Genomic DNA, 24,712 nt, shown 5'->3' with positions numbered 1-24,712 from the left:
AGGGTCGAATGAGGGCGCGCCGCAGCACAGCCCTTCCGGGCCCGATGAGGAACTGTGCGGGGGCAGCTCCAATTCTCCCTGGCCCACCGGCAGGCGGCAACGAGCAATTGCTGTGGCTGACGGGAATCAGCCGGAATGACACTGATATCCCTGCCCATACCCGCCCGGGATGACTCCCTCCGTCACCCCTGAATCGCGAGGACCAGCAGAAACACCGCCGTCGCGGTGGGGGATTCGCTGATTGTCAGTCCCATCGGGTTGCATGGGGGCATGGACACCCTGGAGCTCCGCACCGAAGCCGACGCCATCCTCGCTGAGCTGGTCGGTGCGCCCGGAGGGTCGGCGCGGCTGCGGGAGGACCAGTGGCAGGCGGTGGCGGCCCTGGTGGAGGAGCGCCGTCGTGCGCTGGTGGTCCAGCGCACGGGGTGGGGGAAGTCCGCGGTGTATTTCGTGGCCACCGCACTGCTGCGGCGGCGCGGCGCCGGCCCGACGGTGATCATCTCGCCGCTGTTGGCGCTGATGCGCAACCAGGTCGAGGCGGCGGCGCGGGCAGGCATCCAGGCGCGCACCATCAACTCGGCCAACCCCGAGGAATGGGAAACGATCTACGGGGAGGTGGAGCGCGGCGAGACCGACGTGCTCCTGGTGAGCCCGGAGCGCCTCAATTCCGTGGACTTCCGTGATCAGGTGCTGCCGAAACTCGCTGCGACGACCGGCCTGCTGGTGGTCGACGAGGCGCACTGCATTTCCGACTGGGGGCATGACTTCCGGCCCGACTACCGTCGGCTGCGCACCATGCTCGCGGAGCTGCCGGCGGGAGTGCCGGTGCTCGCCACCACCGCCACGGCGAACGCGCGGGTGACCGCGGACGTGGCGGAGCAATTGGGCACCGGGGGCGGGGACGCGTTGGTGCTGCGGGGGCCGCTGGACCGCGAGAGCCTACGGCTGGGCGTGCTGGAGCTGCCGAACGCGGCGCACCGGCTCGCGTGGCTGGGGGAGCGGCTGGGGGATCTGCAGGGTTCGGGGATCATCTACACGCTGACGGTGGCGGCGGCGGAGGAGGTCGCCGCGTTCCTGCGGCAGCGCGGATATCCCGTGGCCTCGTACACGGGGAAGACGGAGAACGCCGACCGGCTGCAGGCGGAGGAGGACCTGCTGGCGAATCGGGTGAAGGCCCTGGTGGCGACCTCCGCGCTGGGGATGGGTTTCGACAAGCCGGACCTCGGCTTCGTGGTGCACCTGGGATCACCCTCGTCGCCGATCGCCTATTACCAGCAGGTGGGGCGTGCCGGGCGCGGCGTGGACCATGCCGATGTCCTGCTGCTCCCGGGCAAGGAGGACGAGGCGATCTGGGCGTATTTCGCTTCGGTGGGCTTCCCGCCCGAGGAGCAGGTGCGGCGCACCCTGGACGTGCTGGGGCAGGCGGGCCGACCGTTGTCGCTGCCGGCGCTGGAGCCGTTGGTGGATCTTCGGCGCTCGCGTCTGGAGACGATGCTGAAGGTCCTGGACGTGGATGGTGCGGTCAAGCGCGTGAAGGGCGGCTGGACCGCGACGGGACAGCCGTGGGCCTACGACGCGGAGCGGTACGCGTGGGTCGCGAAGCAGCGGGCGGCGGAGCAGCAGGCGATGCGGGACTACGTGGCGACCACGGGGTGCCGCATGGAGTTCCTGCAGCGGCAGCTCGACGACGAGAAGGCGGTGCCGTGCGGCCGCTGCGACAACTGCGCCGGCCCCTGGCTGGACCCGGCCGTCTCCTCCTCGGCCCTCTCGGCGGCTACGGGCGAGCTCGACCGGCCGGGCGTCGAGGTCGAGCCCCGCAAGATGTGGCCGACGGGCCTGGCCTCGGTCGGCATGGACCTGAAGGGCCGAATCCCCGCGGGGCAGCAGGCGATGACGGGACGTGCGCTGGGGAGGCTGTCCGACATCGGCTGGGGCAACCGCCTGCGCCCGCTCCTGTCGGCGCAGGCGGCGGACGGGCCGGTCCCTGACGACGTACTGAACGCCGTGGTGACGGTGCTGGCGGACTGGGCCCGCTCGCCGGGCGGCTGGGCCGGCGGAACTCCCGATGCGGTGGCGCGCCCCGTCGGGGTGGTCGTCGTGCCGTCGCGCACCCGCCCCCAACTGGTCACCTCCCTGGCCGAGGGCGTGGCCCGGGTCGGGAGGCTCCCGCTCCTGGGCAGCCTGGCCCTCACCCCGCAGGCCGACGAGCACGCCGCGCACCGCAGCAACTCCGCCCAGCGGCTCCGCGCCCTTGCCGACTCCTTCACGGTGCCCGACGAACTCGCCGCCGCGCTCGCCGAAGCCCATGGGCCGGTCCTGCTCGTCGACGACTCCACCGACACCGGCTGGACCCTCGCCGTGGGCGCGCGCCTGCTCCGGCAGGCCGGCGCCGATCAGGTGCTCCCGCTGGTCCTGGCCGTGGCGGGATAGGCCGAGCCCGGATCGCTGTACCCGCCTCCGTGTGTACTCGCTGAGCACAGGGGCCGTTCGGGGGCGTGTCGAGCAGTGCTGCAGCAGCGCGGCGAACTGAGGTAGGCCGAAATTGAGTTGACCCGGCCCGGGAGCGCTCACCTCCGGGGGTGAGCGGCCCGAACCGGACCCGGGCACAGCACGATAGTGCGCCCCGAACGGCAGGAGCGACCCCTGTGGATAACGTTATCCACAGGGGTCGCGGGGCGGGGCGGACTGAGAGACCGTCAAGGCATGAACAAGCACCATGAATTCACCGGTCCGGCCGCGGAGCAGCAGATCACCCTGCGCGGCCCCGCCGAGCTCGCCGACGCCCTCCCGTATCTGATGGGCTTCTATCCCAACGACAGCGTCGTGATGGTCGCCCTGCACGGCGGCCGGGGCCGGTTCGGCGGCCGGCTCCGCCTCGGAATTCCGCAGGCGCCCGGCGAATGGGGGCCGGTCGCCGACCAGTTGGCGGATTGCCTGGTATCGGGGAGTGAGCGCCGCGAGGGACGGCCCGACGCGATCGTGCTCTTCCTCTGCCAGGACTCTCCGGACGGGTCGGGCGGCAGGCTCACGATGGAGCGGCTCAGGCCTTTCGCGCAACGCCTGCGTACGGCGTGCGGAGCACTCGACGTTCCCGTGCTCGAAGCGCTCTGCATCTCCGACGGCCGCTACTGGTCCTACTGTTGCCCCGACCCCCGGTGCTGCCCCGACCAGGGAAATCCCCTGGCCATGCCCGGCACCACGGTGATGGCCGCGGCCGCCGCCTACGCGGGCGTCCATGTGCGGGGCACGCTGCGCGACATGGAGGCGCGGCTCCAGCCCTGGCGGACCCCGGCAGCCGTGACCGCGCAGGAGGAGGCCCTGGACAGGGCGGGGCCGGCGCTGATCCCGAGGCTTCTCGACGAGCGGGCCCGGGGAGAGGTCGCGGCGGAGACCCTCCGGCTGGCGCGCACCCTCATGGACCGCATCGAGGAGGCACAGCCCGCGCCGCCCGCGCTCTCGGACGCAGGGGACGACCAGTTGATCGGCTCCGACGAGGCCGCGGCCGTCATCCTCGGGCTCCAGGACCGGGAGACCCGGGACAAGGCCGCCGCCTGGATGGAGGGGGCGGAAGCGCAAGCGGCCCTGCGGCTCTGGCGGACGCTGGCACGGCGTTGCGTCGGACCGTACGCGGAGCACGCCGCCGCTCCGCTCACCCTGGCGGGCTGGGTCTCCTGGTCCACGGGCGACGAGCCGGGCGCACGGGTCGCCCTGACGCTGGCGCTGCGCGCCGATCCCGGCTACACGTTCGCCCAGCTGCTCCATCGGGCCTGCAACGAAGGGCTCGACCCGGAGGCCCTGCGCCGTTGCCTGCGCGAGGCCGCGGACGGGGCGAGCCCCGACGCCCGGGCCGTGGAGGCGGTGATGGACACCGCCGCCGACCGGGGCGCCACCTCGCTGCGCGTCCGCAAGGTCCGCCCGCTGCCCGACGGGGGCCGGCGGCGGGGGCGCGCTCACCGGCGCCCGAGCGCGGGGCGGGTGAGGCCGTCACCCGCTTCGGCCCGTCCCTGGGCCTCGGATGCCGGGCGGCGGTCGCGGGAGGCCCGGCGGTACGGGCGACGCGGCAGCAGGACGCGGAGGTGACCCGGGTGCGAGCCGAGGAGCCGCCGGGGCACGTCCGTCCCGGCCGTCTGCCCGGCCCGGCCCGCCGACCGTCCGGCCGTCTGTCTGTCCGGAATCGGGGCTACCGCCCGGCTGATCGCCACGCAGCCGAAATCGTGGCGCCCCGACTGATCACGAGCATGCCGAAGGGAGTGTTTATCGTCAGGCAGACGACTATGATCGCGGCATGCCGCCCTACGACCCGTCGACCTTCCCGCCCTTCGCTGTCACCGTCGACCTGGTCGTGCTCACGGTGCGCCGTCACGCGCTCTGCGCGCTGGTCGTCCGCCGCGGAGAGACCCCGTTCCAGGGCAGATGGGCGCTGCCCGGAGGCTTCGTCAGGATGGACGAGGACCTGGGGTCCGCGGCGGCGCGTGAACTCGTCGAGGAAACCGGCCTCTGCGCCCACGACCCGGCGAAGCCGGCCGCGGGCAACGGGGCACATCTGGAGCAGTTGGCGACGTACGGAGATCCGGCGCGCGACCCCCGGATGCGGGTGGTCAGCGTCGCCCACCTCGCCCTCGCGCCCGACCTGCCCGCACCCCGGGCGGGCGGCGATGCCAACAGCGCGCGCTGGGCGCCGGTCGAGGATCTGCTGCATCCCGGCGCCGGGCGGGAGGGCGAGCAGGCGGCGCCGCTGGCCTTCGACCATGCGCGGATCCTGGCCGACGGCGTGGAGCGCGCCCGCTCCAAGATCGAGTACTCCTCGCTGGCCACCGCGTTCTGCCCGCCGGAATTCACGGTCGGCGAGCTGCGCCGGGTGTACGAAGCGGTCTGGGGTGTGGTCCTCGACCCCCGCAACTTCCACCGCAAGGTCACCGGAACGCCCGGATTCCTGGTGCCTTCCGGCGGGACGACCACGCGTCAGGGAGGCCGGCCCGCGCAGTTGTTCCGGGCCGGCGCGGCCACGGTGCTCAATCCGCCGATGCTGCGACCCGAGGTCTGAGCCACCCGGCGTTCCGCTGCGATGGCCCCGCGGAACGCCTGTCGGCCCATCCCTGCACCAAAAGTCTGAAATGTCGCGTTATGTTGCTGCGGTACCCCTGCCGCCGAGCGGTCTCACCTTCCGCGAGAGACGCGAGAGAAGCGATGCTCCAGGCCATCGGACTCACCAGCACCCCACGTCGCGACGGTCCGCCCGCCGTGAACGATCTGACCTTCGAGGCTCCCCCCGGCCGTGTCACGGCCCTGCTGGGCGCCCCCCGCTCGGGCAGGACCACGGCCCTGCGGCTGATGCTCGAACTGGACGCGGGGCGAGGCGTCGCCTACTTCCGCGGGCGGCCGCTGCACCGCATCGCCCACCCGGCACGGGAGGTGGGCGTACTGCTCGGCGACGTACCGGGTCATCCCGCCCGGACCGCCCGAGGGCAGCTCCGTATGCTCTGCGCGGCCGCGGGCACCCCGGCGACCAGGGCCGACGAGGTCCTCGATGTCGTCGGCCTCGCCGGGCTCGGGGACCAGCGACTGGGCACGCTCTCGGTGGGGATGGACCGGCGGCTCGGGCTCGCCTCCGCGCTGCTCGGGGACCCCCACACCCTGATCCTGGACGAACCGGCGGAGGGGCTGTCCCCGCGGGAGAACAGTTGGCTGTACGGGCTGTTGCGTGCCCACGCGGACCAGGGCGGCACCGTCCTCTACACCACCGGGGACCCCAAGGAGGCGGCCCGCGCGGCCGACCGCGTCGTCACCATCGGCGGCGGGCGTCTCGTCGCCGACCAGGACGTCTCCGACTTCGCCCGCACCCGGCTCCGGGCCCGGGTCGCCGTCCGCACCCCGCACGCCGCCCGGCTGGCGGCCGTGGTCAGCCGGGAGGCCCGAGCCGCGCGGCGCTCCGTCGAGGTGGTCGAGGAAGCGAGCGGCCGGCTGACGGTGTACGGCAGCAGCTGCGCGGAGATCGGCGACACCGCGTATCGGCACGGCGTCCCCGTGCACCGGCTCGCCGACGAGATCGGCGACACCGGGCCGGCCGCCCCGGCGGGAGCCGGGAACGAGGAGCGGGGCGACTCCGTCGTCGCGCTGTCCGAGCTGCCGCCCCCGATCCGGGTGCGCCCCGCGCGCGGCCCCCTGCGCCCGCTCCGGTACGAGCTGCGGCGCTCCCTGGGTGTCCGGACAACGGCCATGATCATGGCGGCCGTTCTGGTGGTGTCGGCGGCGGTGTCCGTCCTGCTCGCCCGCACCGACGGCACCGCCCTGCCCCGTGTGCTCGCCGCGTGGCCCGCTCTGCTGCCGCTCCCACCCGCCGCGCTCGGCGCGGGCCTGCTCGGGGCGCTGTCCTTCGGGGACGAGTTCCGGTATCCGGCACTCGCCGCCGCGCGCGGCACCGTGCCCCGGCGGCTCGGTCTGCTGCTGGCGAAGCTCACCGTGACCGCGAGCTTCGCTCTGCTGCTCGCGGGCCTCGCCGTGGTGGGCGGAGCCCAGAGCCTCCGGCTCGTGTACGGGCCGGACTTGATCGAGATCCCCTCGAACGCCGTCGCGCTCGGTGCCGGTTGGGCCGGTCTGACGGTCGGCTGCGCCTGGGCGGGGCTGTTGGCCGCCGGTGTCTTCCGGGTGGCCGGAGCGGGGATCGCCGCGGTACTGGCCGTTCCGGTTCTCGTCGTTCCGCTGGTGCAGAAGCTCTTCGCGGCGCCGTCCGCGCGTTCGATCGCCGGGCTCCCGGGCCGACTGCGTGAACTGGCCGGGTGGCAGCTCCCGCTACAGGCGGACCACTGGGTCCTGGCCGTCGCGCGGGTGGTGGCGCAGCCCGTCGGCACCGCACTCGCCCTGTCGTTGTCAGTCCTGATCTGCGCGTATCTGTTCACCAGCCTCCGAGGAAGGGCGCGTTGGTGATCGCCGTCGCTCCGCATGGGGAACGGGAGCCCGCAACTCCCTGAGAAATAGCCGATTTGTAGGGATATGGCGTCAATTGCGGAGCGAGCGCCGATCACCCTTTCGTGTGCTTTTCACCAAAGACCTCAAGGGGTGGGCGAGCCGCGCCGACAAAGGATGCGTGAGTACCCTTGCGCACACCATGATGACCGCCGCCCGCACCGCCGATTCCGGCCTGGCCGGCTCGGGCGAACTCGACCGCTATCCCTATACGGAGGCGCCGGCCGGCGAGCGTGCCGCTTCCCGGGCCTGGGGCGGTTCCGATTCCGAGTTGGGGCGGGCGAGCCGACGCGGGTCTGCCAGCCGGGGGCGCGGTCTCCACGGCCAACTCGTCCAGCAGCTCGGCCAGATGATCGTCTCCGGTGACCTCGGCGCGGACCGCCCTCTCGTTCCCGAGGAGATCGGCCAGCGGTTCGAGGTGTCCCGCACCGTCGTACGCGAATCCCTGCGCGTCCTCGAAGCCAAGGGGCTGGTCAGCGCGCGCCCCAATGTGGGTACGAGGGTCCGCCCGGTCAGTGACTGGAACCTGCTGGATCCCGACATCATCGAATGGCGGGCCTTCGGTCCGCAGCGCGACGACCAGCGCCGTGAGCTGGCCGAGCTCCGTTGGACCATCGAACCGCTCGCGGCCCGTCTCGCGGCCGGGCACGGCCGGGACGACCTTCAGCAGCGGCTCGGCGACATGGTGGAGATCATGGGGCACGCGATGGGACAGGGGGACACGATCACCTTCTCCCGTGCCGACGCCGAGTTCCACGCCCTGCTCATCCAGGCGGCGGGCAATCGGATGCTCGAACACCTTTCCGGCATCGTCTCGGCCGCCCTTCATGTCTCCGGTGGCCCGGTCACGGGCTGTGACCGTCCGGGCGAGACCTCGCTCGCGCACCACGCGCGCATCGCCGACGCCCTCGCCGCCGGTGATTCCGGAGCAGCCGAGACGGCCATGCGCCAACTGCTCGTCGTCCACCCCGACGTCGAGCGTGTGGTTCCCGCGCCGCGCGAGCACTGACCGGGCGCGGCCGGGGTGCGTGGGCCCGGTGCCGCCGGACCGCACGGGTCCGGCGGCATAATTGTGGGGGTATGGCACCCTTGGCCCATTTCGTCGCGTATGGGGTGTGACTCGGGCCACGCGGATTGGCCGTAACACTCCTCGAAGCAGCGCGATGACTTAAGAGGTGAGCGTCGCGGAAGGAATACAGCAACCCTCGGGTGCGCTGTGCAGTTCCGAGGCCAAACCCGCGCCGTCGGCGACATCCCCAGTCGACGGTCGTCGGTTCCAGCCCTCTCCAGGGCAGGGCCGGAAGCCGTTTCCATCGTTCCGAGAGGTTGTTCGTGTCGGCCAGCACATCCCGTACGCTCCCGCCGGAGATCGCCGAGTCCGAGTCTGTGATGGCGCTCATCGAGCGGGGAAAGGCTGATGGGCAGATCGCCGGCGATGACGTGCGTCGGGCCTTCGAGGCTGACCAGATTCCGCCAACCCAGTGGAAGAACGTTCTGCGCAGCCTCAACCAGATCCTCGAGGAAGAGGGTGTGACGCTGATGGTCAGTGCCGCGGAGTCGCCGAAGCGCGCCCGCAAGAGCGTCGCAGCGAAGAGCCCGGTCAAGCGCACCGCCACCAAGACTGTCGCGGCCAAGACCACCGTGACCAGGACCGTCGCGGCCACCGCCGCCCCGGCGGTCGAGAGTGCGGACGCGGTGGCCGACGACGCCGTCGCGGCTGCTCCCGCCAAGAAGACGGCTGCCAAGAAGACAGCGGCCAAGAAGACCGCCGCGAAGAAGACGGCGGCCAAGAAGACAGCGGCGAAGAAGTCCGGCAAGCAGGACGACGAGATCCTCGACGGCGACGAGGCGGCCGAGGAAGTCAAGGCCGGCAAGGGCGAGGAAGAGGAGGGCGAGGGCGAGAACAAGGGCTTCGTCCTCTCCGACGACGACGAGGACGACGCACCTGCGCAGCAGGTCGCCGTCGCCGGCGCCACCGCCGACCCGGTCAAGGACTACCTGAAGCAGATCGGCAAGGTCCCCCTCCTCAACGCCGAGCAGGAGGTCGAGCTCGCCAAGCGCATCGAGGCCGGTCTCTTCGCCGAGGACAAGCTGGCGAACGCCGACAAGCTCGCGCCGAAGCTCAAGCGCGAGCTGGAGATCATCGCCGAGGACGGCCGGCGGGCCAAAAACCACCTGCTGGAGGCCAACCTCCGCCTGGTGGTCTCCCTGGCCAAGCGCTACACCGGTCGCGGCATGCTCTTCCTGGACCTGATCCAGGAGGGCAACCTCGGTCTGATCCGCGCGGTCGAGAAGTTCGACTACACCAAGGGCTACAAGTTCTCCACGTACGCCACCTGGTGGATCCGTCAGGCGATCACCCGCGCGATGGCCGACCAGGCCCGCACCATCCGTATCCCGGTGCACATGGTCGAGGTCATCAACAAGCTCGCGCGCGTGCAGCGCCAGATGCTCCAGGACCTGGGCCGCGAGCCCACCCCGGAGGAGCTGGCCAAGGAACTCGACATGACCCCCGAGAAGGTCATCGAGGTCCAGAAGTACGGTCGCGAGCCGATCTCGCTGCACACCCCGCTCGGTGAGGACGGCGACAGCGAGTTCGGTGACCTGATCGAGGACTCCGAGGCCGTCGTCCCGGCGGACGCGGTCAGCTTCACGCTCCTCCAGGAGCAGCTCCACTCCGTGCTCGACACGCTTTCCGAGCGTGAGGCCGGCGTGGTCTCGATGCGCTTCGGTCTCACCGACGGTCAGCCGAAGACGCTCGACGAGATCGGCAAGGTCTACGGCGTGACGCGTGAGCGCATCCGTCAGATCGAGTCGAAGACGATGTCGAAGCTCCGTCACCCGTCGCGCTCGCAGGTGCTGCGCGACTACCTCGACTAGATCGCGGAAGATTCACCGGCCGAGGGCCCGGACCCCCCCAGGGGATCCGGGCCCTCCGGCGTGTCCTCGCGTGCGGACGGTGACCGGCTGGATCACGCTGGGTGGACCGTTACCGCCTCAGCGTCAGGAGCCTCCATGCCCCGTTCCGTCGTCCGTGCCCTGACCGGGGTGCTCGCCCTGACCGCCGCCGCGACCGTGGTGCCCCTCGCCTCGCCCTCCGCTGCGGTCGCGGACAGCATCATCGTCGGCGGACAGCCCGCTCCGGTGGCGGACAGTCCCTGGGCGGTGGCGCTGTCGAGCCGGGACCGGTTCGGGGGCGCGCGCTCGGGACAGTTCTGCGGCGGCGTCGCCGTGGCGCCCACGAAGATCCTGACGGCGGCCCACTGTCTGAGTGACGAGGCGCTCGGTGGACCGGCGGAGCGGGTGAGGGATCTGCTGGTCATCGCCGGCCGGGAGCGGCTGAGTGACTCCGGCGGCCAGGAGATCCCGGTCCGGTCCATCTGGGTGAACCCGGCGTACGACCCCGCTTCCAACGCCGGCGACCTCGCGGTGCTGACCCTCTCCCGCGCGATGCCGAAGGGCGGCGTCATCCCGACGGCCAAGGGCGGGGACACCGCCTACCGGTCCGGTACCGCGGCGTCCGTCTACGGGTGGGGCGACACGACGGGGAGCGGCGCGTACGCCTCGGTGCTGCGCTCCGCGCGGGTCCAGGTGCTGCCGGACAGCGACTGCGCGCGGGCCTACCCGGGCGGCCAGGAAGGCACGTACACGGCCTCGGAGATGCTCTGTGCGGGCGATCCGGCGGGTGGCAGGGATGCGTGCCAGGGCGACAGCGGCGGGCCGCTGGTTGCCCGTGGGCGGCTCATCGGCCTGGTGTCCTGGGGCGGGGGCTGCGGGCGCGCGGGCAGCCCAGGGGTGTACACCCGGGTCTCCGCCGCACTGGAGTGGGCCGAGGGGCGCCTCTGACCCGCGGCAGAGTCGTGTGCGGGCGGTGATTCCCCGCACGGTGTCCGTGCGGGGTCCGTGCGAGGTCCTCGCCGACGAGAACGGGCGGCTCCCCCCGGTGGGGGAGCCGCCCGTCGGCCGGTCCTGGACCGGCCCCTGGCTCGTCGTGGATGCGAGGTATCAGTGTTGTTCCTCGTCGGCAGCAGCCGTCTGCACGGCGGTGAGCCGATCCGTCTCATCCTGTATTTCCGCGGCGATCTTCTTGAGTTCCGGCTCGAACTTGCGCCCGTGGTGGGCGCAGAAGAGCAGTTCACCGCCGCTGATCAGGACGACGCGCAGATATGCCTGGGCGCCGCAACGGTCACAGCGGTCTGCTGCGGTCAGCGGGCTCGCGGGGGTCAGAACAGTAGTCACGTCGCCTCTTCTCTAGCTCGACGAGCTGTCGTACCAGGGTCAACATCCAACCAGGCCGAAAACGTTCCCGCTCGTGGCTTTTCTTCGAAACTTCTTCTCGGTGTGGCTGTCTGTTGCCGGTTGGCGGCGAATGTGCCGTATGCGGAGCGCTACGGTTTCGCATTGCTTGTCTGGGGGTCGGTCCCACCGGCCGGCTTGCCGGTTTGTTCATGAGGACGTGCCCGGAGCCTAAATGGTTCATGCGCCGAAGGGAACGTGATGTGCACGTCACTCCAACGAATGATCGAACACCCATGCGAGCCCGGAAGAAGCTCGACTAGCATGAGGATTCCCCGAGGGTGGCGTTACAACCGCTCTACCAAGCCTCTGTAGGCTCTCAGCGGCAACCGAAGACCAGCCCTGTACCCACGGGGGCCCCAGATGAAATTCAGCGAGGAGCGAACCGCGTGACCGCCGAAACGTCCGTGCCGTCCACCGCGATGCTGACCGGAGCAGGCGGCGACCGGGACAGCTCCAACTACACCGCGCGGCACCTCCTCGTCCTCGAAGGGCTGGAGGCGGTCCGCAAGCGCCCCGGCATGTACATCGGGTCCACCGACAGCCGTGGCCTGATGCACTGCCTCTGGGAGATCATCGACAACTCCGTCGACGAAGCCCTCGGCGGCCACTGCGACCAGATCGAGGTCATCCTCCACGACGACGCCTCCGTCGAGGTCCGGGACAACGGCCGTGGCATCCCGGTCGACGTCGAGCCCAAGACGGGCCTCTCCGGCATCGAGGTCGTCATGACCAAGCTGCACGCCGGAGGAAAATTCGGCGGCGGCTCCTACGCCGCCTCGGGCGGCCTCCACGGCGTCGGTGCCTCCGTGGTCAACGCCCTCTCCGCCCGCCTGGACGTCGAGGTCGACCGCAACAGCGCGACCCACTCCATCAGCTTCCGGCGCGGTGTCCCCGGCATGTTCACCGAGCAGGGGCCGGAAAGCCCGTTCGACCCGGCCAACGGCCTGCGCAAGGGCAAGCGCGTCCCCAAGACCCGTACCGGTACCCGGGTGCGGTACTGGGCGGACCGCCAGATCTTCCTCAAGGACGCCAAGCTCAACCTGGAAACGCTCTACCAGCGCGCCCGCCAGACGGCCTTCCTCGTCCCCGGCCTGACGATCATCGTCCGCGACGAGCGGGGGCTGGAAGGCGAGGGAAAGACCGAGGAGACGTTCCGCTTCGACGGCGGCATCAGCGAGTTCTGCGAGTACCTGGCCCAGGACAAGGCCGTCTGCGACGTCCAGCGCCTCAGCGGCACCGGCACCTTCAAGGAGACCGTGCCCGTCCTCGACGACCGCGGCCACATGACCGCCACCGAGGTCACCCGCGAACTGGCCGTCGACATCGCCCTGCGCTGGGGCACCGGTTACGACACGACCCTGCGGTCGTTCGTGAACATCATCGCCACCCCCAAGGGCGGCACCCACGTCAGCGGGTTCGAGCGCTCCCTGACCAAGACCGTGAACGAGTCGCTGCGCTCCGCCAAGATGCTGCGGGTCGCCGAGGACGACGTCGTCAAGGACGACGCCCTCGAAGGGCTCACCGCCGTCGTCACCGTACGGCTCGCCGAGCCGCAGTTCGAGGGGCAGACCAAGGAGGTGCTCGGCACCTCCGCGGCCAACCGGATCGTGGCAGGCGTGGTCGCCAAGGAGCTCAAGGCCTTCCTGACCTCGACGAAGCGGGACGCCAAGGCCCAGGCCAGGGCGGTGCTGGAGAAGGCCGTCGCCGCCGCCCGCACCCGGATCGCCGCCCGGCAGCACAAGGACGCCCAGCGCCGCAAGACGGCCCTGGAGTCCTCCTCGCTGCCCGCCAAGCTCGCCGACTGCCGCAGCGACGACGTCGAGCGCAGCGAGCTGTTCATCGTCGAGGGGGACTCGGCGCTCGGCACCGCCAAGCTGGCCCGGAACAGTGAGTTCCAGGCGCTGCTGCCGATCCGCGGGAAGATCCTCAACGTACAGAAGTCGTCCGTCTCGGACATGCTGAAGAACGCCGAGTGCGGGGCGATCATCCAGGTCATAGGAGCCGGGTCCGGGCGGACCTTCGACATCGACGCCGCGCGTTACGGGAAGATCGTCCTGCTGGTGGACGCCGATGTCGACGGCGCCCACATCCGCTGCCTGCTGCTGACCCTCTTCCAGCGCTACATGCGCCCGATGGTCGAGGCGGGGCGGGTCTTCGCCGCGGTCCCGCCGCTGCACCGGATCGAGCTGGTCCAGCCCAAGAAGGGCCAGGACAAGTACGTCTACACCTACTCCGACAGCGAGCTGCGCCAGACCCTTCTGGAGTTCCAGCGCAAGAACGTCCGGATCAAGGAATCGATCCAGCGCTACAAGGGTCTGGGCGAGATGGACGCCGATCAGCTGGCGGAGACGACGATGGACCCGCGCCACCGCACGCTGCGGCGCATCAACATCGGCGACCTGGAATCCTCCGAGCAGGTCTTCGACCTGCTGATGGGCAACGAGGTCGCGCCCCGCAAGGAGTTCATCACCAGCTCCGCGGCCACTCTGGACCGCTCGCGCATCGACGCCTGACCTCCTGCCCCCTGGTGCCCTCGTCGGCCCCCGCTCCGGTACACCGCCGGAGCGGGGGCCGTGTACGTTTCGCGAGCCCCGGGCCCAGGAACCCGCGGTTCGCGCAGCCGTACAGGACTTCTGTCACCTGAAGGGGTGAAGCCGGGCGAATGGCGCGCCCGCGCTTCTCCCGACCCGCCCATGGTTGGCCATGCGGCCGAAAAGGTCCGTGGGTCAGGGGAGTTGTGCGGTGGAGAAGGCAGCAGGGCCGGAGGCCGCGGGCGTGCGGCTCGACGACCCGTGGAACGACGCACCGGTCTCTGACGGTGCGGCCGGGACGGGACGGCGGGCGTCGCGGACCTCCACGCGCCCGATGCGGCGGGGCCGGACCGTCAGCCCAGCCCAGCGCGGCCGACATCTATCTGGAGGTGCACCGCAGCGCGGCCTTCCGCGAGCGTCGCCGAACTCGTGCGCAACCGCAGCCGGTTCACCCTGGCCGACGTGGTCGCGGCGCGGATGGCGGAGCGCCCGGTGCGTACCGCCGTCGGCACCTCGTCCGTCACCGTCTCCGTGCTCTACCTGGTCGCCCAGATGGTCGGCGCGGGCAGCCTCGTGGCCCTGCTGCTCGGTGGACGAGCGACGCGGCCCGGTCCTGGACGGTGTGCAGGTCTCACCCGTCGTCTCGGGTAGCCCCACGTCCCTGTTCCCGGGCGTGGACTTCCAGCTCTTCCCCCTGGAGAACCCGGGCCTGGTCTCCATCCCGCTCGGCTTCCTGGCCGGCTGGATCGGTGCGGTCACCTCGCCCGAGCCGCCCGACGAGGCCAAGCACGCCGAGGCCGAGGTCAGGGCGCTGACGGGGGCCGGGGCGGCGTAGGGGGCCTGTTGCAGGGCGTGCGCGGGTGCCCCGGGCGGCTCAGCCGCCAGCCCAGGCGTACCGGTGCTCCGGGCGGCCCGTCTCCCCGTAGCGCAGCGTCAGCCGGACCTTGCCGGTGCGCTCCAGCAGCTTCAGATAGCGCTGGGCCGTCTGGCGGCTCATCCCCGCGCTGTCCGCGATCTCCTGGGCGGAGAGCGGGCCGTCGGCTCCGCGCAGGGCACCTCGGACGAGCTCGGCGGTGGTGGGGGAGTGGCCCTTGGGGAGGGCCGGCTCGTCCGCCGCCCACAGCGCGCCGAAAAGCCGGTCCACCTGCGCCTGCTCGGCCTCCCCGCCCCCGTCGAGCGCCCGCCGCAGCGCCGCGTAGGCCTCCAGTTTGGAGCGCAGGCCCGCGTAGGTGAACGGTTTCACCAGGTACTGGAGCGCGCCGTGCCGCATCGCGTCCTGCACGGTCGCGACGTCCCGGGCGGCCGTCACCATGATCACGTCGACCTGACGGCCCAGGCGGCGCAGTTCCCGTACGACGGCGAGGCCGTTGCGGTCCGGCAGATAGTGGTCCAGCAGGATCAGGTCCACCCGGACCTCCTCGACCGCCTCCAGCGCCGCGGCCGCCGAGTGGGCCTGCGCGACCACCCGGAAGCCGGGGACCTTGGCGACGTACGCCGCGTTGATCTGCGCCACCCGGACGTCGTCGTCCACGATCAGGACCTGGATCACGGCTGCTCTCCCGCGGTGGCCGGACACGTGGCGGACGGCGGACCGTCGGGGGAAGCGGCGGGTTCGGCAGGCGCCCCCGGCCCGGGCTCGGCCAGCGCCTCCGGCAGGACGACCGTGAACACCGCACCGCCTCCGTCCGCCCCGGACACCGTCACACTGCCTCCCTGACGCTCCGCGAGCCTCCGGACGAGGGCGAGCCCCAGCCCACGCTTGCCGTGTGCCGGGACCTCCTTGGTGGACCATCCCTCCGTGAAGATCGACGCGTGCTGCTCCGGGGGGACGCCGGGGCCGCTGTCGCGCACCTCCAGGATCACCGTACGTCCCTCCGTGCACAGCCCGACCTCGATCCGCGCCCCCTCCGATCCGGCCGCCGCGTCCGTGGCGTTGTCGACGAGGTTGCCCATGACGGTGACCAGGCCCCGGGGATCGACCACCCGGTCCGGCAGCAGGGTGCCGGGGGCCAGCCGCAGTGCCACGCCGCGCTCGGCGGCCACCGTCGCCTTGCCCACCAGGAGGGCGGCCAGCAGCGGGTCCTGGACCTTCTCGGTGACCTGCTCGGCCGTCGCCCGGTGTACGCCGACCACCTCCGTGACGAACTCCATCGCGTCCTCGTGCATCTCCAGCTCCAGCAGCCCGAGCAGGGTGTGCAGCCGGTTGGCGTGCTCGTGGTCCTGGGCGCGCAGGGCGTCGATCAGCCCCGTCGTGGAGTCGAGCTCGCGGCCCAGGTTCTCCAGCTCGGTCCGGTCGCGCAGGGTCACCACGGCCCCGCCGTCGTCCGTGGGCATCCGGTTGGCCAGCAGCACCCGGCTGCCCCGTACCGCCAGCAGGTCGTCGCCGACCACCCGTCCGGCCAGGACGTCCGCGGTCCTGCCGTCGCCCAGCACCTCCTCCAGCGTCCGGCCCGCCGCCTCAGGGCCCACGCCCAGCAGCCGTTGCGCCTCGTCGTTCAGCAGCCGGACGCGGCCGGCTCCGTCCAGGGCGACGACGCCTTCGCGGATGCCGTGCAGCATGGCCTCGCGCTCCGTCAACAGCGCGGAGATATCGGAAAACGCCAGGTCATGGGTCTGCCGTTGCAGCCGACGGGAGATCAGGTACGCGGCGAGCGCCCCGACGGCCAGGGCTCCGCCCGCGTACGCGAGCAGTCCCGGGATCGCCCCGAGGAGCCGGGCGCGGACGCTGTCGTAGGAGATGCCGACCGACACCGCGCCGATCACGTCGCCGGACGGGCCGAACAACGGCACCTTGCCCCGTGCCGAGCGGCCGAGGGTGCCGCTGTCGATCTCCATCACCTCGCGGCCGCGCAGCGCCTCGCCGGGGTCCGTGGAGACGATCGCGCCGATCCGGTGGGTGTCGGGGTGCGACCAGCGCACCCCGCGCTGGTTCATGACGACGACGTACTCCGCTCCGGTCGCCCGCCTGACCCGCTCGGCGGCCGACTGGACCGGACCCCGCTCCGACGGGTCCGTGCTGGTCAGGTCCTCCACGATCCCCGGCTGGGCGGCGGTGCTCTGGGCGATGGCGAGGGCGCGGCGCATCGCCTGGTCGTCCAGCTGGTCGCTGAGGGGGGCCAGGAACAGGCCGGTGACCAGGATGGTCACGCCGGTGATGATGGCCAGCTGCATCAGCAGGACCTGGGAGAAGACCCGCTGGGGCCAGCCGAACCGGCGCGGTCCTCTGCCGGGGGTCGGTGGGGCGTTCATCGTAGAGACGGTAAGGGCCGGGCGGCCGGGGCGGAAATCCGGCCGCGCTTCGGCCCGGCTGTCCGGGCCTCCGGCGTACGCGCCTCTTGCTTCGTGGCGCTGTCTCTGTGAGCGTTCCAGGAGCGTCTCCGAGGAGTTCGCCATCAACGCAATCTGCTTGCACTTCTTGCGCTAATCTTGCGCACATGACGCGACGACTTGCTCAGGTGGCCCAGAAAGTGGGAGTCAGCGAGGCGACGGTCAGCCGGGTGCTGAACGGCAAGCCGGGCGTTTCCGACGCCACCAGGCAGGCCGTCCTCTCCGCGCTGGACGTCCTCGGCTATGAGCGCCCGACCCAGCTGCGCGGCGAACGGGCCCGGCTGGTGGGGCTTGTCCTCCCCGAGCTGCAGAACCCGATCTTCCCGGCGTTCGCCGAAGTGGTCGGCGGCGCGCTCGCCCAGCAGGGGCTGACCCCGGTGCTCTGCACCCAGACCAAGGGCGGCGTCTCCGAGGCCGACTACGTCGAGCTGCTCCTCCAGCAGCAGGTCTCCGGCGTGGTCTTCGCGGGCGGCCTCTACCACCAGGCCGACGCCCCGCACGACCACTACAAGGTGCTCGCCGACCGCAAGATCCCCGTCGTGCTGATCAACGCGGCCATCGCCCACCTCGGCTTCCCGGGTGTCTCCTGCGACGACTCCGTCGCCGTCGAGCAGGCCTGGCGGCACCTCGTCTCGCTCGGCCACGAGCGCATCGGACTCGTTCTCGGCCCGTCCGACCACGTGCCATCGCAGCGCAAGCTCGCCGCCGCCCGAGTGCTCGCCGAGGAGGCGGGCACGACCGTGCCCGACGAGTGGGTGGCCCGCGCGATGTTCTCGCTGGAGGGCGGGCAGGCCGCCGCGATGCGGCTGCTGGACCGGGGCGTCACCGGCATCATCTGCGCGAGCGACCCGCTCGCGCTGGGCGCCGTACGCGCCGCCCGTCGTCGCGGGCTCTCGGTCCCCGCCGACGTGTCGGTCGTCGGCTACGACGACTCGGCCTTCATGAACTGCACCGAGCCGCCCCTGACCACCGTCCGCCAGCCCATCGAGGCCATGGGGCGCGCGGCTGTGGAGCTGCTCTCGGTACAGATCGGCGGGCGGACCGTCCCCTCGGACGAGCTGCTCTTCGAGCCGGAGCTGGTGGTGCGCGGCTCCACCGCGCAGCCGCCGCGCGAGAATTCCCTGTGATCCGTAGCTAATTTGCGCTGAGGGGCCCTAGAGGGCCGTCCGGAGTCCGGGCAGCGGCTGCGGCGGCCGGGGGCCCGTGTACTGCCCGCTGGGGCGGAGGCGGAGCGGGCGCTCCCCGTACTCCTCCAGCGCGTGGGCGATCCAGCCCGCGGTGCGGGACACGGCGAACACCGTCTCGCCCGCGTCCGCCGGCATCCCCCGGGAGACGGACAGGACGGCCAGGGCCAGGTCGATGTTGGCGTGCAGCGGAGCGTGCCGCGCCGTCGTGCCGACCACCTCGCGGGCCGCCGCCAGCGCCCCGGCGGCCTGCGGCACGTCCTCCAGCAGCGCGAACAGGGTCGTCGCCCGCGGGTCCTCGCCCCGGTAGAGCCGGTGGCCCAGCCCCGGCACCCGCCGCCCGGTCCGCAGGTGATCGGCGACCACGGGGACCGCGCTGCCCCGGTCCACCGCCTCCCGGAGCATCCGGTGCGCCAGCCCGCTCGCCGCGCCGTGCAGCGGCCCCTCCAGCACGCCGAGGCCCGCCGAGACCACGGCGTACGGGTGGGCCCGCGCGGAGGCGGCGACCCGGGAGGCCAGGGTGGAGGCGGCCAGATCATGGTCGATCAGGAGGGTCAGGGCCGCGTCCAGCACGGCGAGGGACGGGGCGTCGGCCGGCTCCGCGGTGAGCCGTGACCACAGCCCCCGCGCCAGGGAACCCCCTTCGTCCGCCGGGTCGCCGAGCGTCGGCAGGGCGCCCACCAGCGTCGGGATCAGACTCCGGGCGCTGCTGAGCACCGCCTCGGGCGACAGGTCGAACCGCAGCGGATCCGTGGCCGCCGCAGCGGTCACCGCCACCCGCAGCCGGTCCGTCGACCCGCTGTGCGCGGGCAGGGCGCCGACCGTCCGGCGAGCCGCCGCGAGGGTCCCGGCGGCCGCGGTGAACCGGACGCCCGGGCTCAGCTGACCCGTCCACAGCCACTCGGCGACCTCCTCGTAGCTGTAGTGCCCGGCCAGCTCCGTCACGTCGACCCCGCGGAAGAAGCAGCGGTCGTCCTCGATGAGCGTGATGCCGGTCCGGAAGGCCAGGTCGCCCCCGGCCGGCGAGGCGTCCCTGCGTCCCGAGCGCCGGGCCAGCGCCCGGACCTCGTCGGCGTCGAACGTGCTGCCCCGCCCCCCGGCGGCCCGCGCGCTGCTCAGCTGGCCTCGGCTGACGTACGCGTACACCGTCTCCGGCTTCACGCCCAGCAGTTCGGCGGCCTCCCGGGTGGTGAGCCGGGGCGGCCCCTGCTCGTCGGGCGCTGATTGATCCGTCATGCCGACCACCGTATCCATCCTGTATCCATCAAGGAGTCCAAGAGTTCCACCCTTTACATTGATTCAATCAACATTGACAGAATTCAAGTCAAGCATAGACAGTCGAATCAATGTTCCGTGTGTCGAAAAGAGGACAGTCATGACCACCACCCCTGCCGCCCCCCGCGGTCTCGCCGGCGTCGTCGTCACCGACACCGCCCTCGGCGACGTGCGCGGCCGCGAGGGCTTCTACCACTACCGCCAGTACTCGGCGATCGAGCTCGCGCGGACCCGTGGCTTCGAGGACGTCTGGTATCTGATGGTCCACGGCGAACTGCCGGACCGGGCCGCCGCCGCCGACTTCGCCGCCCGCACGGCCGCGCTGCGTACCCTGCCCGCAGAGGTGCGCGACGCGCTGCCCGCCATCGCCCGCGCCGGCGCCGTCTCCGGCCCCCTGGCCGGGCTGCGCACCGCGCTGTCCCTGCTCGGCGCCTCGGCCGGATTCCGCCCCGTGTACGACATCAGGACCGACCAGCGGCGCCAGGACGCTCTCGCCGCCTGCGCGGCCGTCCCCACGATCCTCACCGCCCTCCACCGCCTGGGCCAGGGGCTCCAGCCGGTCGAGCCCCGCGAGGACCTGCCGCACGCCGTGAACTACCTGTACATGCTGACCGGTTCGGAGCCGGAGCCCGAGCACGCCAGGGCCGTCGAGCAGTACCTCATCTCCACCGTCGACCACGGCTTCAACGCCTCCACCTTCACCGCCCGGGTCGTCGCCTCCACCGGAGCCGACCTGGCCGCCTGCCTGATCGCGGCGGTCGGCGCGCTCTCCGGCCCCCTGCACGGCGGAGCCCCCAGCCGGGCCCTGGACACCCTGGACGCGATCGGCACCCCGGACCGCATCGACGGCTGGATCCGCGAACAGGTGCTCTCGGGCCGCCGCATCATGGGCTTCGGCCACCCCGTCTACCGCACCGAGGACCCGCGCTCCCGGATGCTCAAGTCCCTGGCGCAGGGCTTCGGCGGACCGCTCGTCGACTTCGCCGTGGAGGTGGAACGCCAGGTCGAGGCCATCCTCGCCGAGCTCAAGCCGGGCCGGGAACTGCACACCAACGTGGAGTTCTACGCCGGGGTGGTCATGGAGCTGTGCGGGCTGCCGCGCGCGATGTTCACCCCCACCTTCTGCGCGGCACGGGTGATCGGCTGGAGCGCCAATATCCTGGAGCAGGCGGAGGACTCGAAGATCATCCGCCCGGCGGCCCGCTACGTCGGCGCACCCCCGCCGCAGCCGGTCCCGGCGCCCTGACGACGTTCCCAGGAAGGCCCCCGTTGACCCCGCCCCGCACTCCGCAGATCCCGGTCGTCGTTCTGGCGGGCTTCCTCGGCTCCGGCAAGACCACGCTCCTGAACCATCTCCTCCGCAACCGCGAGGGCACCAGGATCGGCGTGATCGTCAACGACTTCGGGGCCATCGAGATCGACGCCATGACCGTTTCGGGGCAGGTCGGCTCGACCGTCTCGCTGGGTAACGGCTGTCTGTGCTGCGCCGTCGACGCGAGTGAACTCGACACCTTCCTGGAGACGCTGACCCGGCCGTCCGCCCGACTGGACGTGATCGTCATCGAGGCGAGCGGTCTTGCCGAACCCCAGGAGCTCGTCCGTATGCTGCTGGCCAGCGACAACCCGCACATTCTGTACGGGGGCCTCGTCGAGGTCGTCGACGCGGCCGAGTTCGACAGCACCCGCCGGCGGCATCCGGAGCTCGACCGCCATCTCGCCGTCGCCGACCTCGTCGTCCTGAACAAGACCGACCGGGTGGGGGAGGCCGAGCGGAAGCGGCTGCGTGCGACGGTCGCGGAGCTGAGCGGTCCCGCCGCCGTGATCTCCGCCGTGCACGGCCGGATCGACCCCGAGCTCCTCTTCGACCCGGCCCTGCGACCGGACCACGAGGACACGGTCCGCCAGCTCACCTTCGAGGACCTGCTGCGGGAGGAAGCGCCCGACGGGCACGAGGGGCACGAGGGGCACGAGGAGCACCTCCACGCCGCGTACGAGAGCGTCGACTTCACCTCGGACATCCCCATGGACCCGCGTCGCTTCATGGAGTTCCTCGACTCCCGGCCCGACGGGCTCTACCGGATCAAGGGGTTCGCGGACTTCGGCGCGGGGGACCGGGACAACACGTACGCGCTGCACGCGGTGGGCCGCTTCCTGCGCTTCGTCCCCCGCGCGTGGGGGCGCGGCGAACAGCGGCTCACCCAGCTCGTCATGATCGGCGCGGGCATCGACGCCGAAGCGCTGCTGGCCGGACTCGCCGCCTGCCGCGCGGACGAGCCCGCCCTCGACGAGTCCGCCGACGCCGTCGAGCGCGGTATGTGGGGGGTGCTGCGGTACGTACAACAGGAAGCGGACCCCGTGGACGTACAGGAAGCGGCCCTGGAGGCGTAACACCCCCGGGCCGCTCCCCGCCGTACGGAAGGGGCGCCTACAGCGGCGGTCCCGCGATCACGTCCACCGTCTCCAGCAGCGGCGTGCCCGAGCCGTCCCGCCTCGGGTCCGGCTCCGGCAGCTTTGCCGGGGTGCCGTTCTTCTGCGCGGCCCGTGCCGGGACCGGGCCCGCCCACGCGAACACCAGAACGTCCTCGCCCTTCAGGAACCGCTGGCAGCGCACCCCGCCGGTGGCCCGGCCCTTGCGCGGATACTGGTCGAACGGGGTGAGCTTGGACGTCAGCACCGAGTCGTCCAGCGTGCCGTGCGAACCGGCCACCGTGAACACGATCGCCTCGGCCGCCGGGTCCACCGCCGTGAACGACAGCACCTCGGCCCCGGCCGCCAGCTTGACGCCCGCCATCCCTCCGGCGGCCCGCCCCTGCGGACGTACCGACGCCGCCGGGTACCGGAGCAACTGGGCGTCGGAGGTGATGAACACCAAGTCCTCCTCGCCCGTGCGCAGTTCGGTCGCACCCACGACGCGGTCACCGTCCTTGAGGGAGATGACCTCCAACTCGTCCTTGTTGGGCGGGTAGTCCGGCACGACGCGTTTCACCACGCCCTGAAGGGTGCCGATCGCGAGGCCCGGCGAGGACTCGTCCAGGGTGGTCAGGCAGACCAGCTCCTCGTCGGCCTCCAGACTGAGGAACTCGGAGATCTGCGCCCCGCCCGAGAGATTCGGCTCCGCGTGCGTGTCCGGCAACTGCGGCAGGTCGATCACCGAGAGCCGCAGCATCCGGCCCGTGGAGGTCACCGCCCCGACGTCGCCGCGCGCCGTAGCCGCCACCGCCGACACGATCACGTCGTGCTTGGTCCGCCGGGCGTCCTCGGAGATCTCGACCGGCTCCGCGTTCGCCGTGCGGGCCAGCAGGCCCGTCGAGGAGAGCAGCACCCGGCACGGGTCGTCCGCCACCTCCAGCGGCACGGACGCGATCTGCGCACCGGCCGACTCCAGCAGCACCGTGCGCCGGTCCGTGCCGAACTTCTTCGCCACGGCGGCCAGCTCCGAGGAGACCAGCTTGCGCAGCTCCGCATCCGACTCCAGGATCGCGGTCAGCGCGTCGATCTCGCCGGTGAGCCGGTCCCGCTCGCTCTCCAGCTCGATCCGGTCGAAACGGGTGAGCCGGCGCAGCGGGGTGTCCAGGATGTACTGCGTCTGGATCTCGCTCAGCGAGAAGTGCGCCATCAGACGCTCCTTCGCCTGCGCGGAGTTGTCGCTGTCCCGGATGATCCGGATGACCTCGTCGATGTCGAGCAGGGCGACGATCAGGCCCTCGACCAGGTGCAGCCGGTCGCGGCGCTTGGTGCGGCGGAACTCGCTGCGCCGGCGCACCACCTCGAAGCGGTGGTCCAGATAGACCTCCAGCAGCTCCTTGAGGCCCAGGGTGAGCGGCTGGCCGTCGACCAGCGCCACGTTGTTGATGCCGAAGGACTCCTCCATCGGCGTCAGCTTGTAGAGCTGCTCCAGCACCGCTTCCGGCACGAAGCCGTTCTTCACCTCGATGACCAGACGCAGTCCGTGCGCCCGGTCGGTGAGGTCCTTGACGTCGGCGATGCCCTGGAGCTTCTTCGCCGAGACCAGGTCCTTGATCTTGGCGATCACCTTCTCCGGGCCTACGGCGAAGGGCAGTTCGGTGACGACGAGGCCCTTGCGGCGGGCCGTCACGTTCTCCACGGCGACGGTGGCACGGATCTTGAACGTGCCGCGGCCCGCCGTGTACGCGTCCTTGATGCCGCCCAGCCCGACGATGCGGCCGCCGGTGGGCAGGTCGGGTCCCGGGACGAAGCGCATCAGCGTCTCGACGTCGGCGCCCGGGTGCTTGATCAGGTGCCGGGCGGCGGCGATGACCTCGCCCAGGTTGTGCGGAGGCATGTTGGTGGCCATGCCCACGGCGATCCCGGAGACCCCGTTGACCAGGAGGTTGGGGTAGGCGGCGGGGAGGACGACCGGCTCGCGCTCCTGGCCGTCGTAGTTCGACTGGAAATCGACGGTGTCCTCGTCGATCGCCTCGGTCATCAGCGAGGTGGCGTCGGCCATCCGGCACTCGGTGTACCGCATGGCGGCCGGCGGGTCGTCGTTGCCCAGGGAACCGAAGTTGCCGTGGCCGTCGACCAGGGGGAGGCGCATCGAGAACGGCTGCGCCATGCGCACCAGGGCGTCGTAGATCGAGGCGTCGCCGTGCGGGTGCAGCTTGCCCATCACCTCACCGACGACACGGGCGCACTTCACATAGCCGCGGTCGGGGCGCAGCCCCATCTCGTTCATCTGGGACACGATGCGGCGGTGCACCGGCTTCATGCCGTCGCGGGCGTCGGGCAGGGCCCTGGAGTAGATCACCGAGTACGCGTACTCGAGGAAGGAGCCCTGCATTTCGTCGACGACGTCGATGTCGAGGATCTTCTCCTCGAAGTCGTCCGGCGGCGGCGGGGTCTTCGTGCTACGGCGGGCCATCGCGGCTGCGACTCCTTCACAGATTCTGTTCGGACAACCTGAGCTTGTTCGGTACGACACGAGCTACTGACGCGGTCCATTGTGGACCGCCGGACTGACAACGCCGACCTCGACCCGTCCGAAGCGGGCCGAGGGGGCCCGCCCGGACAGCGTCCGCGACACCATCGACGGAAACATCCGCGGAACGGGAACTTCGCCAGGTGCCGGTGCGCTTGCTTAGAGTGGCAGGTCTGGCAGGAAGTCCAGTATCG

The 24,712-nt window shown here is 71.6% G+C and carries 17 protein-coding genes and 1 pseudogene; 13 read left to right on the top strand and 5 right to left on the bottom strand.

The genetic code is table 11. The annotated features are described in order from the left end of the window. Positions 1 to 270 precede the first annotated feature (270 nt). The 7 genes from N7925_RS07495 to N7925_RS07465 all read left to right on the top strand — a co-directional run bounded on the left by N7925_RS07495 (position 271) and on the right by N7925_RS07465 (position 10,809). The gene (locus tag N7925_RS07495) at positions 271 to 2,430 is read left to right on the top strand and encodes a RecQ family ATP-dependent DNA helicase (protein WP_265598920.1); all 2,160 of its coding nucleotides are present in this window, start codon (positions 271 to 273) and stop codon (positions 2,428 to 2,430) included. A gap of 273 nt (positions 2,431 to 2,703) precedes the next feature. After that, on the top strand, positions 2,704 to 4,080 hold the full coding sequence (locus tag N7925_RS07490; protein WP_274343421.1) for a DUF4192 domain-containing protein: 1,377 nt from the start codon (positions 2,704 to 2,706) through the stop codon (positions 4,078 to 4,080). A gap of 205 nt (positions 4,081 to 4,285) precedes the next feature. Next, positions 4,286 to 5,044 carry an NUDIX hydrolase gene (locus tag N7925_RS07485; RefSeq protein WP_274343420.1) on the top strand — a complete coding sequence of 253 codons (759 nt, stop codon included), beginning with the start codon at positions 4,286 to 4,288 and terminating at the stop codon, positions 5,042 to 5,044. A gap of 143 nt (positions 5,045 to 5,187) precedes the next feature. Further along, on the top strand, positions 5,188 to 6,924 hold the full coding sequence (locus N7925_RS07480; protein ID WP_274343419.1) for an ATP-binding cassette domain-containing protein: 1,737 nt from the start codon (positions 5,188 to 5,190) through the stop codon (positions 6,922 to 6,924). 181 nt (positions 6,925 to 7,105) lie between these two features. Continuing rightward, the gene (locus N7925_RS07475) at positions 7,106 to 7,972 is read left to right on the top strand and encodes a FadR/GntR family transcriptional regulator (protein ID WP_274346418.1); all 867 of its coding nucleotides are present in this window, start codon (positions 7,106 to 7,108) and stop codon (positions 7,970 to 7,972) included. Positions 7,973 to 8,295: 323 nt separating this feature from the next. Continuing rightward, entirely contained in the window at positions 8,296 to 9,843 is a 1,548-nt protein-coding gene (locus N7925_RS07470; RefSeq protein ID WP_265598915.1) for an RNA polymerase sigma factor, read from the top strand. Between the two features lie 135 nt (positions 9,844 to 9,978). Next, positions 9,979 to 10,809, top strand: a complete 831-nt coding sequence (locus N7925_RS07465) for a S1 family peptidase (protein WP_274343418.1) — start codon at positions 9,979 to 9,981, stop codon at positions 10,807 to 10,809. 159 nt (positions 10,810 to 10,968) lie between these two features. Here the strand turns inward: N7925_RS07465 and N7925_RS07460 are convergent, their stop codons facing one another. After that, a complete protein-coding gene (locus tag N7925_RS07460; RefSeq protein ID WP_018957087.1) occupies positions 10,969 to 11,202 on the bottom strand; it encodes a DUF7455 domain-containing protein in 234 nt (77 codons plus the stop codon). 446 nt (positions 11,203 to 11,648) lie between these two features. Here N7925_RS07460 and N7925_RS07455 point away from each other — a divergent pair, with 446 nt between their 5' ends. The 3 genes and pseudogenes from N7925_RS07455 to N7925_RS07445 all read left to right on the top strand — a co-directional run bounded on the left by N7925_RS07455 (position 11,649) and on the right by N7925_RS07445 (position 14,628). Then, entirely contained in the window at positions 11,649 to 13,775 is a 2,127-nt protein-coding gene (locus N7925_RS07455) for a DNA gyrase/topoisomerase IV subunit B (RefSeq protein WP_274343417.1), read from the top strand. Between the two features lie 435 nt (positions 13,776 to 14,210). Next, positions 14,211 to 14,416: pseudogene (locus tag N7925_RS07450) on the top strand (sodium:solute symporter family transporter); the annotation flags it as partial. After that, complete coding sequence (locus tag N7925_RS07445; RefSeq protein ID WP_416223029.1) at positions 14,416 to 14,628, top strand: hypothetical protein; 213 nt, start codon at positions 14,416 to 14,418, stop codon at positions 14,626 to 14,628. The pseudogene N7925_RS07450 and the gene N7925_RS07445, both read left to right, overlap by 1 nt. 39 nt (positions 14,629 to 14,667) lie before the next feature. On the opposite strand, the gene N7925_RS07440 is transcribed toward N7925_RS07445, so the two are convergent. Together N7925_RS07440 and N7925_RS07435 are read right to left on the bottom strand one after the other, a co-directional pair. Beyond that, entirely contained in the window at positions 14,668 to 15,342 is a 675-nt protein-coding gene (locus N7925_RS07440) for a response regulator (protein ID WP_265598912.1), read from the bottom strand. After that, the gene (locus tag N7925_RS07435) at positions 15,339 to 17,042 is read right to left on the bottom strand and encodes an ATP-binding protein (protein ID WP_274343416.1); all 1,704 of its coding nucleotides are present in this window, start codon (positions 17,040 to 17,042) and stop codon (positions 15,339 to 15,341) included. Before N7925_RS07435 ends, N7925_RS07440 begins: the two co-directional genes overlap by 4 nt. A 185-nt stretch (positions 17,043 to 17,227) precedes the next feature. Between N7925_RS07435 and N7925_RS07430 the strand changes: the two genes are divergently transcribed. Continuing rightward, the gene (locus N7925_RS07430; RefSeq protein WP_228921355.1) at positions 17,228 to 18,247 is read left to right on the top strand and encodes a LacI family DNA-binding transcriptional regulator; all 1,020 of its coding nucleotides are present in this window, start codon (positions 17,228 to 17,230) and stop codon (positions 18,245 to 18,247) included. Between the two features lie 27 nt (positions 18,248 to 18,274). Here N7925_RS07430 and N7925_RS07425 read toward each other — a convergent pair whose 3' ends face one another. Then, positions 18,275 to 19,540, bottom strand: coding sequence for a citrate synthase (locus N7925_RS07425; RefSeq protein ID WP_274343415.1), 1,266 nt, complete (start codon positions 19,538 to 19,540; stop codon positions 18,275 to 18,277). A gap of 139 nt (positions 19,541 to 19,679) precedes the next feature. Here N7925_RS07425 and N7925_RS07420 point away from each other — a divergent pair, with 139 nt between their 5' ends. Together N7925_RS07420 and N7925_RS07415 are read left to right on the top strand one after the other, a co-directional pair. Next, positions 19,680 to 20,825: a citrate synthase/methylcitrate synthase gene (locus tag N7925_RS07420; protein ID WP_274343414.1), complete on the top strand. Its 1,146-nt coding sequence runs from the start codon at positions 19,680 to 19,682 to the stop codon at positions 20,823 to 20,825. Positions 20,826 to 20,848: 23 nt separating this feature from the next. Then, complete coding sequence (locus N7925_RS07415; RefSeq protein WP_274343413.1) at positions 20,849 to 21,967, top strand: CobW family GTP-binding protein; 1,119 nt, start codon at positions 20,849 to 20,851, stop codon at positions 21,965 to 21,967. A gap of 37 nt (positions 21,968 to 22,004) precedes the next feature. Here N7925_RS07415 and N7925_RS07410 read toward each other — a convergent pair whose 3' ends face one another. Beyond that, the gene (locus N7925_RS07410; RefSeq protein WP_265598907.1) at positions 22,005 to 24,461 is read right to left on the bottom strand and encodes a DNA gyrase/topoisomerase IV subunit A; all 2,457 of its coding nucleotides are present in this window, start codon (positions 24,459 to 24,461) and stop codon (positions 22,005 to 22,007) included. Between the last annotated feature and the right edge of the window lie 251 nt (positions 24,462 to 24,712).

This window comes from Streptomyces sp. CA-278952 (assembly GCF_028747205.1).
In the GTDB taxonomy this organism is placed as follows: domain Bacteria; phylum Actinomycetota; class Actinomycetes; order Streptomycetales; family Streptomycetaceae; genus Streptomyces.
Note: the sequence above shows the minus strand (reverse complement) of the source record. Positions and strands in the feature narration are given on the sequence as shown.

Excerpts from the sequence above, each read along its gene's own strand:
- N7925_RS07490 (WP_274343421.1), top strand. The coding sequence starts at position 2,704 with ATGAACAAGCACCATGAATTCACCGGTCCGGCCGCGGAGCAGCAGATC.
- N7925_RS07425 (WP_274343415.1), bottom strand. The coding sequence starts at position 19,540 with ATGACGGATCAATCAGCGCCCGACGAGCAGGGGCCGCCCCGGCTCACC.
- N7925_RS07495 (WP_265598920.1), top strand. The coding sequence starts at position 271 with ATGGACACCCTGGAGCTCCGCACCGAAGCCGACGCCATCCTCGCTGAG.
- N7925_RS07435 (WP_274343416.1), bottom strand. The coding sequence starts at position 17,042 with ATGAACGCCCCACCGACCCCCGGCAGAGGACCGCGCCGGTTCGGCTGG.
- N7925_RS07475 (WP_274346418.1), top strand. The coding sequence starts at position 7,106 with ATGATGACCGCCGCCCGCACCGCCGATTCCGGCCTGGCCGGCTCGGGC.
- N7925_RS07430 (WP_228921355.1), top strand. The coding sequence starts at position 17,228 with ATGACGCGACGACTTGCTCAGGTGGCCCAGAAAGTGGGAGTCAGCGAG.
- N7925_RS07420 (WP_274343414.1), top strand. The coding sequence starts at position 19,680 with ATGACCACCACCCCTGCCGCCCCCCGCGGTCTCGCCGGCGTCGTCGTC.
- N7925_RS07480 (WP_274343419.1), top strand. The coding sequence starts at position 5,188 with ATGCTCCAGGCCATCGGACTCACCAGCACCCCACGTCGCGACGGTCCG.
- N7925_RS07485 (WP_274343420.1), top strand. The coding sequence starts at position 4,286 with ATGCCGCCCTACGACCCGTCGACCTTCCCGCCCTTCGCTGTCACCGTC.
- N7925_RS07465 (WP_274343418.1), top strand. The coding sequence starts at position 9,979 with ATGCCCCGTTCCGTCGTCCGTGCCCTGACCGGGGTGCTCGCCCTGACC.
- N7925_RS07410 (WP_265598907.1), bottom strand. The coding sequence starts at position 24,461 with ATGGCCCGCCGTAGCACGAAGACCCCGCCGCCGCCGGACGACTTCGAG.